General features: G+C 68.1%; 11 protein-coding genes. 2 read left to right on the top strand and 9 right to left on the bottom strand.

Going from position 1 to position 16,672, the window contains the following annotated elements:
* Positions 1 to 8: 8 nt before the first annotated feature.
* From AC6CH2_RS11530 to serA, 6 genes are all read right to left on the bottom strand, one after another.
* Complete coding sequence (locus AC6CH2_RS11530; protein ID WP_498269338.1) at positions 9 to 860, bottom strand: CvpA family protein; 852 nt, start codon at positions 858 to 860, stop codon at positions 9 to 11.
* 102 nt (positions 861 to 962) lie between these two features.
* The gene (locus AC6CH2_RS11525) at positions 963 to 2,030 is read right to left on the bottom strand and encodes an SPOR domain-containing protein (protein ID WP_498269337.1); all 1,068 of its coding nucleotides are present in this window, start codon (positions 2,028 to 2,030) and stop codon (positions 963 to 965) included.
* A gap of 200 nt (positions 2,031 to 2,230) precedes the next feature.
* Entirely contained in the window at positions 2,231 to 3,535 is a 1,305-nt protein-coding gene (gene folC / locus AC6CH2_RS11520; protein WP_498269336.1) for a bifunctional tetrahydrofolate synthase/dihydrofolate synthase, read from the bottom strand.
* A 1,128-nt stretch (positions 3,536 to 4,663) separates the two neighbouring features.
* Positions 4,664 to 4,858, bottom strand: a complete 195-nt coding sequence (locus tag AC6CH2_RS11515; RefSeq protein ID WP_498269335.1) for a hypothetical protein — start codon at positions 4,856 to 4,858, stop codon at positions 4,664 to 4,666.
* A gap of 378 nt (positions 4,859 to 5,236) precedes the next feature.
* Positions 5,237 to 5,881: a histidine phosphatase family protein gene (locus AC6CH2_RS11510; protein ID WP_498269334.1), complete on the bottom strand. Its 645-nt coding sequence runs from the start codon at positions 5,879 to 5,881 to the stop codon at positions 5,237 to 5,239.
* A gap of 2 nt (positions 5,882 to 5,883) precedes the next feature.
* Positions 5,884 to 7,446: a phosphoglycerate dehydrogenase gene (gene serA / locus AC6CH2_RS11505; protein ID WP_498269333.1), complete on the bottom strand. Its 1,563-nt coding sequence runs from the start codon at positions 7,444 to 7,446 to the stop codon at positions 5,884 to 5,886.
* 413 nt (positions 7,447 to 7,859) lie between these two features.
* On the opposite strand from serA, the gene AC6CH2_RS11500 reads away from it, so the two are divergent.
* Positions 7,860 to 8,087: a DUF6289 family protein gene (locus AC6CH2_RS11500; protein ID WP_435394724.1), complete on the top strand. Its 228-nt coding sequence runs from the start codon at positions 7,860 to 7,862 to the stop codon at positions 8,085 to 8,087.
* 247 nt (positions 8,088 to 8,334) lie between these two features.
* Complete coding sequence (locus tag AC6CH2_RS11495; RefSeq protein WP_435394723.1) at positions 8,335 to 8,562, top strand: DUF6289 family protein; 228 nt, start codon at positions 8,335 to 8,337, stop codon at positions 8,560 to 8,562.
* A gap of 976 nt (positions 8,563 to 9,538) precedes the next feature.
* Here the strand turns inward: AC6CH2_RS11495 and AC6CH2_RS11490 are convergent.
* The 3 genes from AC6CH2_RS11490 to AC6CH2_RS11480 form a co-directional block, all read right to left on the bottom strand.
* Complete coding sequence (locus AC6CH2_RS11490) at positions 9,539 to 11,716, bottom strand: S46 family peptidase (RefSeq protein WP_498269332.1); 2,178 nt, start codon at positions 11,714 to 11,716, stop codon at positions 9,539 to 9,541.
* Positions 11,717 to 12,063: 347 nt separating this feature from the next.
* On the bottom strand, positions 12,064 to 14,238 hold the full coding sequence (locus tag AC6CH2_RS11485; RefSeq protein WP_498269331.1) for a S46 family peptidase: 2,175 nt from the start codon (positions 14,236 to 14,238) through the stop codon (positions 12,064 to 12,066).
* Positions 14,239 to 14,425: 187 nt separating this feature from the next.
* Positions 14,426 to 16,579 carry a S46 family peptidase gene (locus AC6CH2_RS11480; protein WP_498269330.1) on the bottom strand — a complete coding sequence of 718 codons (2,154 nt, stop codon included), beginning with the start codon at positions 16,577 to 16,579 and terminating at the stop codon, positions 14,426 to 14,428.
* Positions 16,580 to 16,672: the final 93 nt, after the last annotated feature.

Below are 16,672 nucleotides of genomic sequence, written 5' to 3'. Positions count from 1 at the left end.
TGTTGTTGCTAATGAACGCGTTTGTCGTCCTGGCCTCGGTCGGCGCCGACCTTGGCCGGATCGCCCTTGATCTGCGTGCCCGTCGCGCCCGGCTGCGCGCCTTGCTGGCCCTTCTGCGGCAGCATGTCGCGCACCGCTTCGGGCAGGACGTCGGGCAAGCCGTTGGCGAGGCCATCAGGCAAGGCCCCGGACAGGCCGCCGGACATGCCCTCGGGTACCGCCTGCGGCAGCGAATCCGCCCCGCCGCCGCTCGGCATCATGTCCGACAGCCCGCCCGGCAATCCGCCCGGCAGTCCACCGGACAACTTCGGCAGCTTGTCTTCCAGGTTCTTGGCCTCGGCCTGGACCGTCGCCTGCAACGAAGTGCCGCGCCCCTCCAGGTCGACCTTGCGCGCCATCGCGTCCGGCAACGCCGCGCGCATCAATTCCGCGCCGGGCATCAGCACCGCGGCGACCATCGAGCCTTGCCAGGCCGGCTGGCGCGGCAGGGTCGTCATACCCAGCACCACCAGCAAGGCGCAGGCGAAGAACACGCCGCGCACCGCGCCCAGGCCCAGGCCCATCAGGCGATCCATCTCCGACAAGCCGGCCGAGTGCGCGATCCGCCGCACCACCATGCCGAACAGGCCGACGCCGATCCACACCGCCACGAAGATCAGCGCATAGCCGCCGAGATACGACAGCCAGCCCATCTCCCCGTCGCCGAGGCTGCGCCCCACTTCGCCGCCGAACACATACGCGGCGATGCCGGCCAGCAGCCACGCCGCCAGCGACACCGCCACGCCGATCAGGCCGCGCAGCATGCCGAGCAGCGCCGACAAGCCGACGATCAACAACAAACCCCAATCCAGTGCTGTCATAGCGTGACGCTCCCTCTCGTCGCTGGCGCACGCTCGAGCGGCGCGCCCTGCACCGGCGCGCCTTGCACCGATGTATTCAACTGCAGGCCACGCCGCGGTCCGTCACGGATGCGGCTTGACCAGTGCGTCGCCGACGCCGAGCTTGCTGGCGACCTGCGCCTTCAGCTTGTCCGCGTCGGCGCGATCGACCACCGGGCCCAGGCGCACGCGGTTGAGCGTGCCCTTGTCGGTCCGGACCTGCTCGACGAAGGCGCTGAAGCCGGCGGCCCGCGCGCGATCGCGCAGCTTGTTGGCTTCCTCGAGGTTGCCGAACGCGCCCAGTTGGACCGCGAACCCGGTGCCGGCGGCGGCCGGCTTCGGCGCCGGCTTGGCGGCTTCGGCAGGCTTCGCGGCGGACGGCTTCGTTTCGGCCGGCTTGGTGGTGGCCACCGGCTTGGTTTCGGCGGGCTTGGCCGGGACTACAGGTTTGGTCTCGGCCGGCTTGGCCGGTTTGACTTCCGCGGGCTTGAGCGGCTTGCTCTCGGCCAGCGGGGTCGGCGCGCTCACCGACGGCACCGAGGCCGCCGGCGCGGTCGTGGCGACCGGCGCATCGGCCGAGTCGGCCGCATCGGCGTTAAGCACCACGACCTTCGCGTTGACGTCCTTGCGGACCTTGGTCGAACCCAGTCGCGCCGCCTCGGCGTCGGCCTGGGTCGCGAACGGCCCGATCCGGACCCGGTACAAGGTGCGGCCGCCGGCACCGGCAGCGGTTTCCTGGTAGCCCGGCAGGCGGGCGGCGCGCAGCGCGGCGATCACCCGGTCGGCGTCGCTGGCGCTGGCATAGCTGCCGAAGCTGACCGCGTAGTCGCCGCCGGCGGTGGACGCCGGCTGCATGGTCTTGGCGCCGGCCGCGGTGTCCACGGTCGGCAAGGTGTCGCTGCCGTTCGAGGCCGGCTGGGCGGCGTCGGCCGGATCCATGCCCACCACGCCGCCCTGCGGCGCATTCCCCGGGGTCACCAGCGGCAGTTCGCGGGTCTCGGTTTCGCCCGGAGGCGCGTCCGGCAAGGTCAAGGGAACATCGGAGGCGCCGCTTTCGGGCGCGGGCCCTTTGATCAGCATGGGCAGGAAGATCACCGCCAGTGCGACCAGGACCATCGCACCGATCAATCGCTGTTTCAGGGCAGGTTCCATCGCTACTCGATCACTCGCAGGCCGGTTACCGGCGCGAATTATACCCCTGCGGCGGGCAGGCACCGGTGTGCATGCCTGGCCCGGAGCGTTGTATTCAGAATCCTTGCGGCGCAAGGCCGCGGCGCGAGAACGCCCGGCGCGGGGCCGCCGCCAGGTACGCCCGGCGAAGATCGCGGCCGCAAACCGGCCGCCATGCCAGACTAACCCGGCGCCGACTCACTCGCCGCCAGCCAGGCCAATGCCGCCGCCGCGGTATGGAACGAGCCGAACACCAGGATGCGGTCGCCGACGCCGGCTTGCGCCCGCGCCGCCGCCAGCGCCGCGGCGACGTCGGCGTGGCGACTGCCCTCGCCGGCCGCGGTGCCGCGCAGGCGCTCGGCGAAGGCATCGACCTCGACCCCGCGCGGACCGCTCTCGGCCAGCCCGGCCAGATGCCAGGCGTCGATGCCCTCCTGCAAGGCGGCGACGACGCCGGCTACGTCCTTGTCGCCGAGCGCGGCGAACACCGCATGAGTCGGGCCGCGGGCCGGTTCGGCCGCCAGCCAGGCGGCCAGTTCGCGCGCGGCCTGCGGGTTGTGGCCGACATCGACCACGATCTCGACTCCGTCGCGGTCGAACCGCTGCAGGCGCCCGGGCACGTGCGCGGCCGCGACGCCTTCGGCGAACTGCTGGCGGGTGGGCGACTTGCCCAGCGCGCGCAGCGCCGCCACCGCGACCGCAGCGTTGCGCATCTGCGCCGGGGCGGCCAGCGCCGGCATCGGCAGTTCGACGCGGTAGCCGACCTCGCGCCACTGCCAGCGAGGGTCCTCGTCGGGCCGTTCGGCGTCCGCCGGCAGCGCCTCGAAGAAGAAGTCGCAGCCCGCGCGCACCGCCGAAGCGCCGATCGCATAGGCATGGCGCAGCACGCTCGACGGCGGATCGTCGTCGCCGAGGATCAGCGGCTTCCAGCCGCGGGCGATGCCGGCCTTCTCGAAGCCGATGCTCTCGCGATCGTGGCCCAGGTAGTCCTGATGGTCGAGATCGACGGTGGTGATCACCGCGACGTCCGGGTCGACCAGGTTGGTCGCGTCGAGGCGGCCGCCGAGCCCGACCTCGAGGATCGCCAGGTCCAGCCTGGCGCGCTCGAACAGCCACAGCGCCGCCAGGGTGCCGTACTCGAAGTAGGTCAGCACGACCTCGCCGCGCGCGGCCTCGATGGCTTCGAAGGCCTCGACCAGGGCGGCGTCCTCGGCGTCGACGCCGGCGATCCGCACCCGCTCGTTATAGGCCAGCAGATGCGGCGAGGTGTAGGCGCCGACGCGCCAGCCGGCGGCGCGCGCGATCGCCTCGATGAAGGCGACGGTCGAGCCCTTGCCGTTGGTGCCGCCGACGGTGACGACCTTGCGGGCCGGGCGCTTGAGGCCCAGGCGCTGGGAGACGGCGCGGATGCGGTCCAGCCCCATGTCGATGGACTTGGGGTGGATGCGTTCGATGTGGGAGAGCCAGTCGGCGAGCGTGCGTTGCATGGCGCGAATTCTCGCAGATACGCCGGCCGGGTTGATTGCCGGGTCGATCGGCCGGTGCCGGCGGTTCGGCGGTTCGGCCGCGGCGCTGGGCCGGTCGCGCGTCGCGATGGGTGGGCACGCTGGGATCGTCGGGAGCCGGTCGTCGGGGCCTGGCGGGTGCCGGGTTGGGCGGCCGGGTTGGGCGGCCTGATGGGGACTTGCCGCGTCGGCAACGGCGGCTCGCCGACAGTCGCTGCGGCAGCGGTTGGCCCATGTGCTGGCGCGGCTACGCCAGAACGCGGTCGCGACTTGCGTCGCTCCTACCCTGGAGTCGTCGCATGAGCGTGTCGCCGCGAAGCCAGCCCTGTAGGAGCGACGCGAGTCGCGACGAAGGACGCGCAGAGGCAGCGAAGCCTTCGCCCTGTGGCGAAGCGGCCTGTTCTCGCCGGGGCAGGAGCGGCGCAAGCCGCGACATCGTTGCGATCATCTCGCGCCGTCACTCCCGAATCCAGGCTGTCTCTGCTTCCTGTAGGAGCGACGTGAGTCGCGACTGGGGGCGCGCAGAGACAACGAGGCCGTCGCCGCTCGTCGAAACGGCGCGCTATCGCCAGGGTAGGAGCGGCGCAAGCCGCGACACCGTTGCGACCATTTCGCGCCGTCACTCCCGAATCCAGGCTGTCTCTGCTTCCTGTAGAGCGACGTGAGTCGCGACTGGGGGCGCGCAGAGACAACGAGGCCGTCGCCGCTCGTCGAAACGGCGCGCTATCGCCGGGGTAGGAGCGGCGCAAGCCGCGACACCGTTGCGACCATCTCGCGCCGTCACTTCCGAATCCAGGCTGTCTCTGCTTCCTGTAGAGCGACGTGAGTCGCGACTGGGGGCGCGCAGAGACAACGAGGCCATCGCCGCTCGTCGAAACGGCGCGCTATCGCCGGGGTAGGAGCGGCGCAAGCCGCGACACCGTTGCGACCATCTCGCGCCGTCACTCCCGAATCCAGGCTGTCTCTGCTTCCTGTAGGAGCGACATGAGTCGCGACTGGGGGCGCGCAGAGAACAACGAGGCCGTCGCCGCTCGTCGAAGCGGCGCGCTATCGCCGGGGTAGGAGCGGCGCAAGCCGCGACATCGTTGCAGCGGTCTTGTGGCGCAGTGTTCAAGAAAGATCAAGATCAAGATCTGGATCTGGATCTGGATCTGGATCTGGATCTGGATCTGGATCTGGATCAAGATCAAGATCAAGATCAAGATCAAACCCAAAGCTTCCGCCACTAAAGCGGCGGGTTACTTTCTTTTGTCTAAAGCAACAAAAGAAAGGTAACCAAAGAAAAATGCTTTTGTTTTGAATCAAGGGCCCGCACGAGCGATGCCGACGCGGGGCTTTTTCATACGGGACATCCCTGTCCCGATGAAAAACGGCGCGCATCCCTGCGCGCCGCCCTCCGGGTCTTCGTTAGCCTTCGCGAGTGTTCGGCTACGCACAGCAATAGCCATAGTCATAGCCATAGCAATGGTCACTGCAATGGCGATGGCATGGCATCGCGAGGCCAAGGGGAAGGCCGAGGCGAAGAACTACGCCTAGCCGTATGCAGCTTCAGGGCTTCGACCCGATGCAATCGCAACTTAAGGATGGCTTACGGCGCCCTGAGGATCGCATCGCCAACACTCACACCCTCAAACAAAAACGGGCGCCTCCGCAGAAGCGCCCGTCCCGGTCAACCTATTCCCGTCACAACGCCCGATGCACCGCTTCGCCGAACAAGGCGGTGTGGTGGCTGCAGTCGTTCAAGCGCACCACGTCGAGGGTGTCGACGCTGTCGCCTTCGAGCAGGTTGAGGGTGGTCGGCGCCTGGCGGAAGGTCCACAGCTTCGACAAGGGGATGCCGAGCACGCGGCACAGCAGGACGCGGTTGACGGCGTCGTGGGCGACGATCAGCAAGGTGTCGTCGGCACGCAGGCCGTCGCAGGCGCGCGCGAACGCCGGCCACGCGCGGTCGAGCACGTGCACGATCGATTCGCCGCCGGGCATCAGCACCTCATGCGGGGTGTCGCGCCAGGCGCGCAGGCGGTCGCCGTCGCGCTCGCGGATTTCGCTGGCGAGCAGGCCTTCCCAGGTGCCGTGAGCGATTTCCATCAGGCCGGGGTCGAGCTGCAACAGGCTCGCGCGTTCGCTGCCGAGAGCGAGCTCGGCGGTGCGGCGCGCGCGCGACAGCGGCGAGGCGACGGCACGGGTGATCGGCACGTCGCGCAGGCGCGCGCCGAGCGCCGTGGCCTGGGCTTCGCCGACCGGCGACAGCGCGATGTCCTCCTGGCCCTGATAGCGGCCTTCGGCGTTCCACGGGGTTTCTCCATGACGGGCAAGCAGGATCCGCATGATCAGACCTGCGCCAGCGAGAGGATGCCGGGGGTCGCGCGCAGCAGCGCGAGCTGCTGTTCGTTGACCGGACGGTCGACGGTGATCGCCGCGCGCGCCTGGCCGTCGCCGGCCGCGCCGAGGGCGAAGTTGACGATGTTGACGCCGGCCGCGCCGAGTTGCGAACCGACCGCGCCGATCATGCCCGGACGGTCTTCATTGCGCAGCAACAGCACATGCGCCTGCGGGTCGAATTCGATCTCGACGCCGTCCAGGCGCACCACGCGCGGGCCGCGGTGCAGAGTCGCTTCGATTTCGCGGGTGCGCTTCTCGCCGACCACGCGCAGCTTGAGCAGACGGTCGAAACCGTCGCCGTCGCCGCCGAGGGTCTCGGCCACGGTCAGGCCGCGCGCGGCCGCTTCCTGCAAGGCGTTGACCGGGGTGACGCGACCCGAGGCGGTACCGAGCAAGGCCGCGACCAACAGGCGCGTCAGCGGACGTGTGTCGAGCGCTTCGGTGCGGCCGGCGTAGGTGATTTCCAGGCGCGTCGGCGCCGGCACCAGGCGTGCGGCGAGGCGGCCGAGCGAGGACATCAGCGGCATCCACGGGCCGGATTCGCGCGCGGCTTCGGCGGTCAGCGGCGGCAGGTTGACGCAGCCGGCGACCGCGCCGGTGGCGACGAAATCGATGATCTGGCGAGCCAGGATGGTGCTCACCGCCTGCTGCGCTTCGCTGGTCGAGGCGCCCAGGTGCGGGGTCAGGATCAGCTTGGGGTTGGCGCGCAGCGGCGAGTCGGCCGGCAGCGGTTCGGTGACGAACGTATCCAGGGCGGCGCCGGCGATGTGGCCTTCTTCGATCAGCTGCAGCAAAGCGGCCTCGTCGACCAGCCCGCCGCGCGCGGCGTTGATCAGGTAGGCGCCCTTCTTCATCCGGCGCATGCTCGTGTCCGAGAGCAGGTTGGTGGTTTCCTTGGTGCGCGGGATGTGCAGGGTGACGACGTCGGCCCAGGCCAGCAGGTCCTCAAGCGTCTTCAGCGGCACGCTGCCCTTGCCGGCGGCGGACGCCGGCAGGAAGGGGTCGTGCGCGGCGACTTCCATGCCGATGCCCTGGGCCTTGCGCGCGACCGTGCCGCCGATGCGGCCCAGGCCGATCACGCCGAGTTTCTTGCCTTCGAGTTCGAAACCGGTCAGGCCCGCCTTCGGCCACTCGCCCGCCTTCATGCCGGCATCGGCGCGCGGGATGTGGCGCGCGAGCGCGAACAGCAGCGAGATCGCGTGCTCGGCCGCGGCCAGGGTGTTGCCGTCGGGCGCGTTCATGACCGCGATGCCGCGTTCGGTGGCGGCCTCGACGTCGATGGTGTCGACGCCGGCGCCGGCACGGCCGATCACCCGCAGTTGGGTGGCATCGGCGAGCGCTTCGGCCGGCACCTTGGTCGCCGAACGCACCAGCACCGCGTCGACGCCGGCCAGGGCCTGGGCCAGGACCGCGGTGTCCTTGATCGGTTCGGATACGACGACTTCCCAGCCCGCATCGCGGAACAGGGCCAGACCGTCTTCGTGAATGCCATCGCAGGCCAGTACTTTCATCGCAAGCTCCAGGTCGTAGGGGACAGACCACGGAGCACGAGCGAGCCGGCACTACGGTTGGATCTCGCGCCCACAGGCTGAAGCTGGGGCCACGATGCCGCTGGACAGCGGCGCCGCATGAGGCGGCATCTGACACGGGTCGGGAGACGGGGCCGGCTGGCATGGGAATCCGCGACTGCCCGGGCAGCCTAAGTCAGCCGACCGCCGCTTGCAAGCGCGGCCGCGTTCATGACTGCGGCCGCCGCCCCCGCGCGGGCGCAATACGTTTTGTGCAGGAATTAGCAATTTGCGATTGCGCTTCGGAACCGCGTCACAAAGATACGAATCGAGTCGCGATGGCACATTGAGAAATCGCGACCCGGGTCCTAGCGTCGTGGCGCCGGTGTCCTGCCGGCATCCGAAGAGAGAACACCATGCGCAAGAAACTCGCTCTGACCCTCGGCCTGGCGGCGCTCGCCGCGGTCGGCGCCGCGGTCGCGGCAATCGGCCCCACCGGCCCCGGCCAGTTCTACACCTATTACGACGACAACGGCACCGTCGTCGGCTACTCGGCGATCCACTGCGATAACACTCGCGAGTCCTGGGGCAAGTTCACCAAGAACTACAGCGACGGTTATTTCATCTGCGATCCTGAAATCTGATCGGCCCGGCGGCCGCCGCGTTTGCGTTTCGCCGCGGCACGGTCCATGTCGCGCATCGGCAACGTAGCGGCCGCCTCGTACGTCCTGCACCACCGGTCTGAGCGATCGGCGCACCGGCACGACACCGTCGAGCGTGAGCGACGCTTGGCGCACAGCGCCCGCACCATCGAAGATCGCGCCACCGCCCGGCCCCGTGTTCTTCGCCGCGCCGGGTATCCAATCTGCTTTGCAAAGATGGGAGTTCGTCATGCGTAAATCTTTCGCCCTCGGTCTGGGCCTCGTCGCCGCCCTCGTCGCCACCGCCGCCCTCGCCCGCCCGCCGGGCCCGGACGAAATCGGCGAGTTCTACGTGTATTTCGACGCCAGCGGCAAAATCGTCGGCCAGGCGCAGCTGAGCTGCGAGGGCGTCTACACCGAATCGGGCGTGCGCACCTCCAGCTACAGCGTCGGCCATCTGGTCTGCAATCCGCGCTGAGGCGTTGCGTATTGGGGTAGAGAAAGGGCCGGCGCATGCCGGCCCTTTTTTTGAGTGTGTCCGTTGCCGTTGCCGTGACTTTGATTTGCTTTGACTTGCCTTGCTTTGTCGCTTTGCCGGTCAAATGAAGACCCGGAGGGCGGCCCGCAGGGATGCGGGCCGTGCGCAAGCAGGCCATGGATGGCCTGTCTGGAGCATCCCTGCGTCGGCTTCGATCGTGCGGGCTTGTGCCCTTGCAAGAAGAAACACTTTTCTTTGGTGACTTTCTTTTGTTGCTTTGGACGAGAAAGTTACCCGCACCCTTTAGGGGGCGGAAGCTTTGCTATTGATTTGACTTCTAAGCTTTACGGTAAGAAACGCCGCAACGGGATACGCCGCGGCCGCGACTTGCGTCGCTCCTACCCTGACGGGCTACCGCCCGCATCGGCGCGAGATCGAGGCGTCGCGGTCGCGGCTTACGCCGCTCCTACAGGGATCGCTACGCAGCATTGCGTGCAGGGCCTGGCCTTTGTAGGAGCGACGTGAGTCGCGACCGCGAGACGCGCATAGATGACGAGGCCGTCGCCATTCGCCGAAGCAGCGATCCATCGCCAGGGTAGGAGCGGCGCAAGCCGCGACCGCGCCGTTATGGTCTTGCGGCGCACGCTTCAAGAAAGATCTGGATCAACATCAACATCAACATCAACATCAACATCAAGATCAAGATCAAGATCAAGATCAAGATCAAACCCAAAGCTTCCGCCACTAAAGCGGCGGGTTACTTTCTTTTGTCTAAAGCAACAAAAGAAAGGTAACCAAAGAAGTTGCTTTGTTTTGAATCAAGGGCCCGCACGATCGATGCCGACGCGGGGATCTACATACGGGACCTCCCTGTCCCGATGAAAAACGGCCCGCATCCCTGCGGGCCGTCCTTTGGGTCTTCCATTGCTTTCGCAAGCGCGACAGCCTCAACGGCCAGCGCCGGGTTGCGGCCCAACTACTTCCCGCTCGCCGGCACCCCCATCTCCGCCAGCAACCTCGGCGCCGGGAATACGTCCTGCAGCACCCAGCGCAGGTAGCGCTGGTCGACCGAGATGGTGCGGGTCATCGCGGGGTCGAACAGCCAGCTTGCGCTGACCGATTCCCAGTTGCTGTCGAAGGCGAGACCGGCCAGCTTGCCCTGCCCGTCCAGCACCGGCGAGCCGGAGTTGCCGCCGATGATGTCGAGGTCGGCGAGAAAATTCACCGGCACCGAGCCCAGGCGCTTGTCGACGAGATTGGCGCTGTAACGCTTGGCCGCGATCGCGTCGAGCAAGGCCGGCGGGGCGTCGAACGGTGGCTTGCCGCTGTTGCGCGCGGCGATTTCCTCGATCCGGGTAAACGGCAGTTGCTTGGCGCCGTTGTCCTTGGTGTAGGGCGACACGGTGCCGTAGCTGATGCGCAGGGAACCGTTGGCGTCGGGATAAACCGGCGTGCCGAGGCCCTTGCGATAGTCGGCCAAGGCTTTCAGGTAGACCGGGCGCACGCTCAGGGTCTCGCCGGCGCGGCTGCGGATTTCGCGCTCCATCTCCAGCATCGTCGGCATTACCGCAACCGCGAACTGGATCGCGCCGTCCTTGCCGGCGTCCTTGCTTTTCTCGAAGGCGGCGCGGTCGGCCTTGAGCCAGGCCGCGCGCTGTTCGGGGTTGCCCAGGCGCGATTTTGCGATGCGGTCGAGGGCGCGCTTGATCGCCTTTTCGTCGTCGCCTTCGAGCCATTGGTCGAGCGCGGCGACACGCTGCTGTTTCGGCAGCTTCACGTACTCGTGCAGCCAATAATTCTGCAACTGCCGATCCATGCGCACATCGAAGCGGCGGTCGGCCTGCTTGAGCCGGTTCTCGAACGCGCCCTGGTCGCGCTGGCGGTAGCCGTTCTCGCGTTGCGCGTCGGGCTTCTCGCGCTCGATCGCCATCCGGTACAACTGGGTCGCGGCATTGAGCGTGCCGGTAGCGTACAACTGGCCCAGCACCAGGTCGCGGTCGCGCTCGGCGCGCGCCTGTTGGCCGAGTTCGACCAGGCGCGCGTGCGCGGCCAAGGCCGGCTCGCCGGCCGCGCCCTGCTTGCGCAGCCATTCGAGCAAGCCGGTCTCTTCGCTGCGCTTGGCCTGGGCCGCGTGGGTGCGGCGGAAACTCTCGATCTGGCTTTCGTAACTCTTGGCCGCGCCCAGCCAACCGCGCAGGGTGCCGGCGTACTTGCTCGCGACCTCCGGACTCTTGCGGCTTTCGGCTTCGATCAGCGCGGCGAGGCGGCGGTAATGCGCGGCGACGGTCGGATAGGTCCAATCGGCATTGGCCTCGAAGTCGTCGGCCATGGCGTAGCGGTTGGTCATGCCCGGAAAGCCCGCGAGCATGACGAAGTCGCCGGCGCCGAGCGGCTTGTCGGCGATCTTGAGCCAACGCTTGGGCTGGTAGGGCACGTTGTCGATCGCGAACGGCGCCGGCTTGCCGTCCTTGCCGACGTAGGCGCGGTAGAAAGCGAAATCGCCGGTGTGGCGCGGCCAGGACCAGTTGTCGGTCTCGCCGCCGAAGTTGCCGATGCCTTCTGGCGGCGCATAGACCAGGCGCAGGTCGCTGATCTCGATGCTGCGCTGCAACTGGTAGCGGTTGCCGCCGGAGAAGCTGTACAGACGACAGCCGTACTCGGCCTGGGTCTCGCACTCGGCGACCAGTTGTTTCTCCAGCGCGTCGAGCGCGGCGATGCGCGCGAGCGGATCGGGCGCGGCGGTCAGCGCCGCTTGCACCCGCGCGGTGACGTCCTGGACCGAGTCCAGCACGAAGATGCGGGCGTTGGCGCCGGCCGAGACTTCCTCGTTGTTGGTGCCGGTCTTGAATCCGTCGCGCAGCAGGCTTTTCTGCGGGGTCGAGTTGAGCTGCAGCGCGGCGAGCGCGCAATGGTGGTTGGTCAGCAGCAAGCCCTTGGGCGAGACGAAGCTCGCGGTGCAGCCGCCGAACGGCACCAGCGCGCCGAGCGGGTCGCCCTTGGGATCGCTCAATTGCGCGAGTTGTTTGGGCGTCGCCCGCAGGCCGGCCTGCTTGAGCTTGCCCGCGAGTTCGGGGAATTGCTGAGGCGTCCATACGCCCTCGACTGCCCGGGCGGCCCCATGCCAGGCCAGCGTGCACGACAACGTCCCTGCCATGGCCAATGATCGGGCCAGCACCGTGTATTGCATCAAAGCATCCCTTGGAAGGCGGGAGTCGAGTCTAGCCCGGCTGTTTCTGCGAAGGCCATTCCGGATCCGCCGAAGCGGGGCCCGGCGACGCCGCGGTTCGCCGCGCTTCAGCGTCGGTGCGCACGAATGCGGCCGGCAATCTAAAAATTTCGTTAGTTAGCCGAGCACACCCCGACCGGAGATGGCGCGGTCACGGGCGGTCGTGCGGTCGCCGTTCGCACCGCTCTTACCCCTTTGCATCGCCGCCCTCGCACAAACGCAAACGCCGGTCGGGGAACCGACCGGCGTTTGCGACGACAGGCGTTCGCGACGGCTTACTTCTTCGCCGGAACGCCGAGCTCGGTCAGCAGCTGCGGCGCCGGGTAGACCTCCTGCATGATCCAGCGCATGTAGCGCTGGTCGACCGAGATCATCCGGGTCATCACCGGGTCGAACAGCCAGTTCGAGCTCACCGACTCCCAGTTGCCGTCGAAGGCCAGGCCGACCAGCTTGCCCTCGCCGTCGAGCACCGGCGAACCGGAGTTGCCGCCGGTGATGTCCAGGTCGGACAGGAAGTTCACCGGCACCGTCTTCAGGCGCTTGTCGCTGAGGCCGGCATAGCGCTTGGCCGAGATCGCGTCGATCAGATTCTGCGGCGCGTTGAACGGCTCCTGGCCGGTGGCCTTGGCGGCGACCTCTTCGAGTTTGGTGAACGAGGCCTGCTTGCTGCCGTCGAGCTTGGTGTAGGCCTTGACGTTGCCGAAGGTGATGCGCAGGGTCGAGTTGGCGTCCGGATAGACCGCCTGCTTCTTGCTCTTGCGATAGTCGATCACGCCCTGCAGATAGGCCGGGCGCGCGATCAGGGTTTCGCCGTCGCGGGCCTTGCCCTCGTCCTCCAGGCGCAGCGCCGCCGGGAACAGCGCCTTGGCCATCTGGATCGCCGGGTCGCGGCTCTTGTCCATCGCGGCGCGGTCGTCGTCGATCAGCGCCAGGCGCTCCTTGACGCTGCCGAGCTTGGTCTTGGCCAGCTTGTCGAGCGCGCGCTTGATCGCCTTCTCGTCGGAGCCGCCGAGCCAGCGGTCGAGCTCGGCGATGCGCTCGCCGGCCGGCAGCTTGACGTACTCGCGCAGCCAATACGCCTGCAGCTCGCGGTCCATGCGCGGGTCGTAGCGGCGCTCCATCTGCTCCAGCGCGGCCTTGATCGAAGGCAGATCGCGCTGCTGGTAGCCGGGCTCGCGCTCGGCGTCGGGCTTGGCGCGCTCGACCGAGAGGCGATACAGGGTGGCGGACGCGGCGATCACGCCGAAGCGGCGCAGCTGCGAGAACACCATGTCGCGCTCGCGGTGCGCGTTGGCGGCTTCGATCTGCTCGAGCATCTTGGCGTGGCCGGCCAGCGCCGGCGCGCCGGCCTTGCCGCGCTTGCCGAGCCAGGCCAGCACCGCCTGCTCGTCGGCGTGCTTCTTCTTCGCCGCGCCGATGCGCTCGAAGCCTTCGAGCTGGCCGTCGTAGTTCTTCAGCGTGTTCTGCCAGCCGCGCACGGTGCTGGCGTACTTCACCCCGATCTCGGGGTCCTGCTTCGCGGTCTGCCCGACCAGGGCGACCAGGTTCTTGTAGTGCTGCGACAGAGTCGGATAGGTCCAGTCCGCGGTAGCGTCGAACTCGGCCGCCAGGGCGTAACGGTTGGTGCGGCCCGGGTAGCCGGCGACCATGACGAAATCGCCCTCGCCGAGCGGCTTGTCGGCGATCTTCAGGTAATGCTTGGGCTGGTAGGGCACGTTGTCCTTCGCGTACGCGGCCGGCTTGCCGTCCTTGCCGACGTAGGCGCGATAGAACGAGAAGTCGCCGGTGTGGCGCGGCCACATCCAGTTGTCGACTTCGCCGCCGTAGTTGCCGACGCTGCCGGGCGGCGCATAGACCAGGCGCACGTCCTTGATCTCGATGCGCCGGAACAGGCGGTAGGTGCTGCCGCCGAAGAAGCTGTAGACCTCGCAGGCGTAGCCGGGCTCGGCCTCGCACTGGGCGATCAACCGCTTCTCGACCGTCTCCAGCGCGTGGGTGCGGTCGATCGGCTCGACCGCCTCGTCGATCGCAGCCTTTATCTGCGCGGTCACGTCCTGGATCGAATCGAGCACGTAGATGCGCGAAGCCGGGCCGGCCGAGACTTCATCGCCCGCAGTTGCGGCGTTGAAGCCGTCGCGCATCAGGTTTTTCTGCGCGGTCGAATTGAGCTGGATCGCGCCGTAAGCGCAATGGTGGTTGGTCACCACCAGGCCGCGCGGCGAGACGAAGCTCGCGGTGCAGCCGCCGAGCGAGACCACCGCGCCCATCGGGTCGCCGGTAAGGTCGGCGAGCTGCTTGGCGTTGAGCTTGAGCCCGGCCTGCTTCAGCGGGGCGGAGATCTCGGGCAACTGCTGCGGCACCCACATGCCTTCGACGGCCCGGGCCGTCGTGGCCAGGCCCAAGCCCAGCGTCCCTGCCGCGACGGCCGCGGCCAATAGCGTGTAGCGCATGCGTATACCCCTGATTCGAATGGAAAAACGATGAAGAGTCTAGCCCGCGGCGGGCGGGCTGACCATGGGCGGGCGTAGTGGGAAAAAAGGAAGGAGAGTAACGAGTGAAGAGCAACTAGGAACTAGAAGCGCAGCGGCGGTCTCCGACTCGTTCCTCGTTTCCTTCTCGCTCGTTCCTGGCACCCCCTCATTCCCCCGGCAAGCGCATCTCGCGCAGCAAATGCGGGGCCGGATAGACCTTGGCCAGCAGCCAGCGCATGTAGCGCATGTCGACGTGGATCGCGCGCTTGTAGCGCGGGTCGAACATCCAGCTGGCGCTGACCGCTTCCCAGTTGCTGTCGAAGTTCAGGCCGATCAGGCGGCCGTTGGCGTCGAGCACGGGCGAACCGGAATTGCCGCCGGTGGTGTCGAGGTTGGTCAGGAAATCGACGGTCTGGGTCTTCAGTTCGGGATCGAGGGTGCTGCCGAAATCGCCTTTGGCGATCGCATCGCGCAAGGCCTGCGGCGCATCGAAGGGTTTGACGCCGGTGTGTTTCTCGACGATGCCCTGCACCGTGGTCAGCGGCCGGTAACGCACGCCGTCGCGCGGGTCCATGGTGCTGACCGCGCCGTAACTCACGCGCAGGGTCGAGTTGGCGTCCGGGTATACCGCACGGCCCTGCGACTTGCGAAAGCCGATCAGCGCGCGCATGTACGCCGGGCGCAGGCGCAGCAGCTCGCCTTCGCGGGTCTTGTTCTGTTCCTCCAGCGCCAAGATCGCCGGCAGCAAGGTCGCCGCGGCGCGCAACAGGCTGTCGTCGGAGGCGGCCAGGGCCTTGGCGTCGGCCTGCATCGCCTGCAGGCGCACCGCTTCGTCGCCGAGGCGGGTGCCGGCGTATAGCGCGTCGAGGCTGCGCTTGAGGCCGGCGGCGTCTTCGCCGGCGAAGACCCGGTCGAACTCGGGCACGCGCGAAGTCTTCGGCAGCGCCTTGTACTGGCCCAGCAGGTCCAGCAGCAGGGCCTTCTCGACCTCCGGCGCATAGCGGCGCTGCACTTGCTTCAGGCGGCCGGCGATCAGGGTTTCGTCGCGCTGCTGATAACCGGTTTCGCGCTCGGCATCGGGCTTGCCGTGTTCCAGCGCCAGGCGCTGCAGGGTCAGCGCGGCATTCAACAGCTGCGTCTGGGTGCGGATCGCGGTCAGCAACTGGTCGCGGTCGCGGGTCGCGGCGGCGGCGTCGAGCACCTTCTGCGCCGCGTCGATGTCGGCGCGGATCGTATTCGCATCGGGCTGCCTGGCCAGCCAGGCCAGCATCGCGGCTTCGTCGTCGCGGCGCACGCGCACCGCATCGCTGCGCCGCAGGCCGTCGAGTTCGCCCTGGGCGCGCTTGAGCGTGTTCTTGAAGCCGGCCACCTGCGCCGCATAGCGCACCTTGGCTTCGGCGTCGGAGGCCGCGGCCTGTTCGACAGTCTTGATCATGCCGGCGTACAAGGCCACGCGCGAGGGCAACTGCCACTCGATCTGCTGGGCGAACTCAGCGGCCATGCGGTGGCGGAAGGTCACGCCGGGATAACCGGCGAGCATCGCGTAGTCGCCTTCGCGCACCGGATCGGTCGCGATCTGCAGGTGTCCCGGCGGGCTGTAGGGCACGTTGTCGGGCGAATAATCGGCCGGCTTGCCGTCCTTGCCGACGTAGGCGCGCAGCAGAGTGAAATCGCCGCTGTGGCGCGGCCAGACGAAATTGTCGACCTCGTCGCCGTAGTTGCCGATCGCGTCCGGCGGCGCATAAACCAGGCGGATGTCGCGCAGTTCCAGCTGGCGGATCAGATAGAAGTCGGTGCCGTAGTACATGTTGGCGACGCTGCAGCGATGGCCGCCGTCGCGTTCGCATTCGGCGACGACCGCCTTGGTCGCCGCATCGACGGCTTCGTAGTAAGCGCGGCCGTGCTTGCCGCGCGCATCGGCGAGGATGCGTTCGGTGATCTTGTCGAAACCGGTGGTGACCAGGACGCGGAAATCCGGGTTGGCCGGCAGCTCGGCGGCCCGGTCGGCGGCGACGAAACCGTTGCCGATGAGGTCGCGCTCTGGCTTGGAGTTGTACTGGATCACACCGAAGGCCACGTGGTGATTGGTCAGCACCAGGCCCTCGCCGGAGACGAAGGCGCCGGTGGCGCCGCCGACCTTGACCACCGCGTTCATCGGCGCGCGGGTCAGCTCGGCCAGGTCGGCCGGGTCGCCCTTGAAACCGGCGGCGCGCAGCTGGCGCGCGATCTCGGGCAGCTGCGAGGGCATCCACATGCCTTCGTCGGCCTGGGCGGCGGTGGCGCACAGCGCCAGGGACAGGGCTAACACACGGGGGCGCATGGTCGTTCCGGACGATTACGAAGCCGCGACGATAGGCCAGACCGGCCGGCACGGGCAAACCCCCGTCCGGCCCGAGCCGCATCGCCGGCGTAT

The organism is Lysobacter sp. GQ73 (assembly GCF_059758755.1).
Note: the sequence above shows the minus strand (reverse complement) of the source record. Positions and strands in the feature narration are given on the sequence as shown.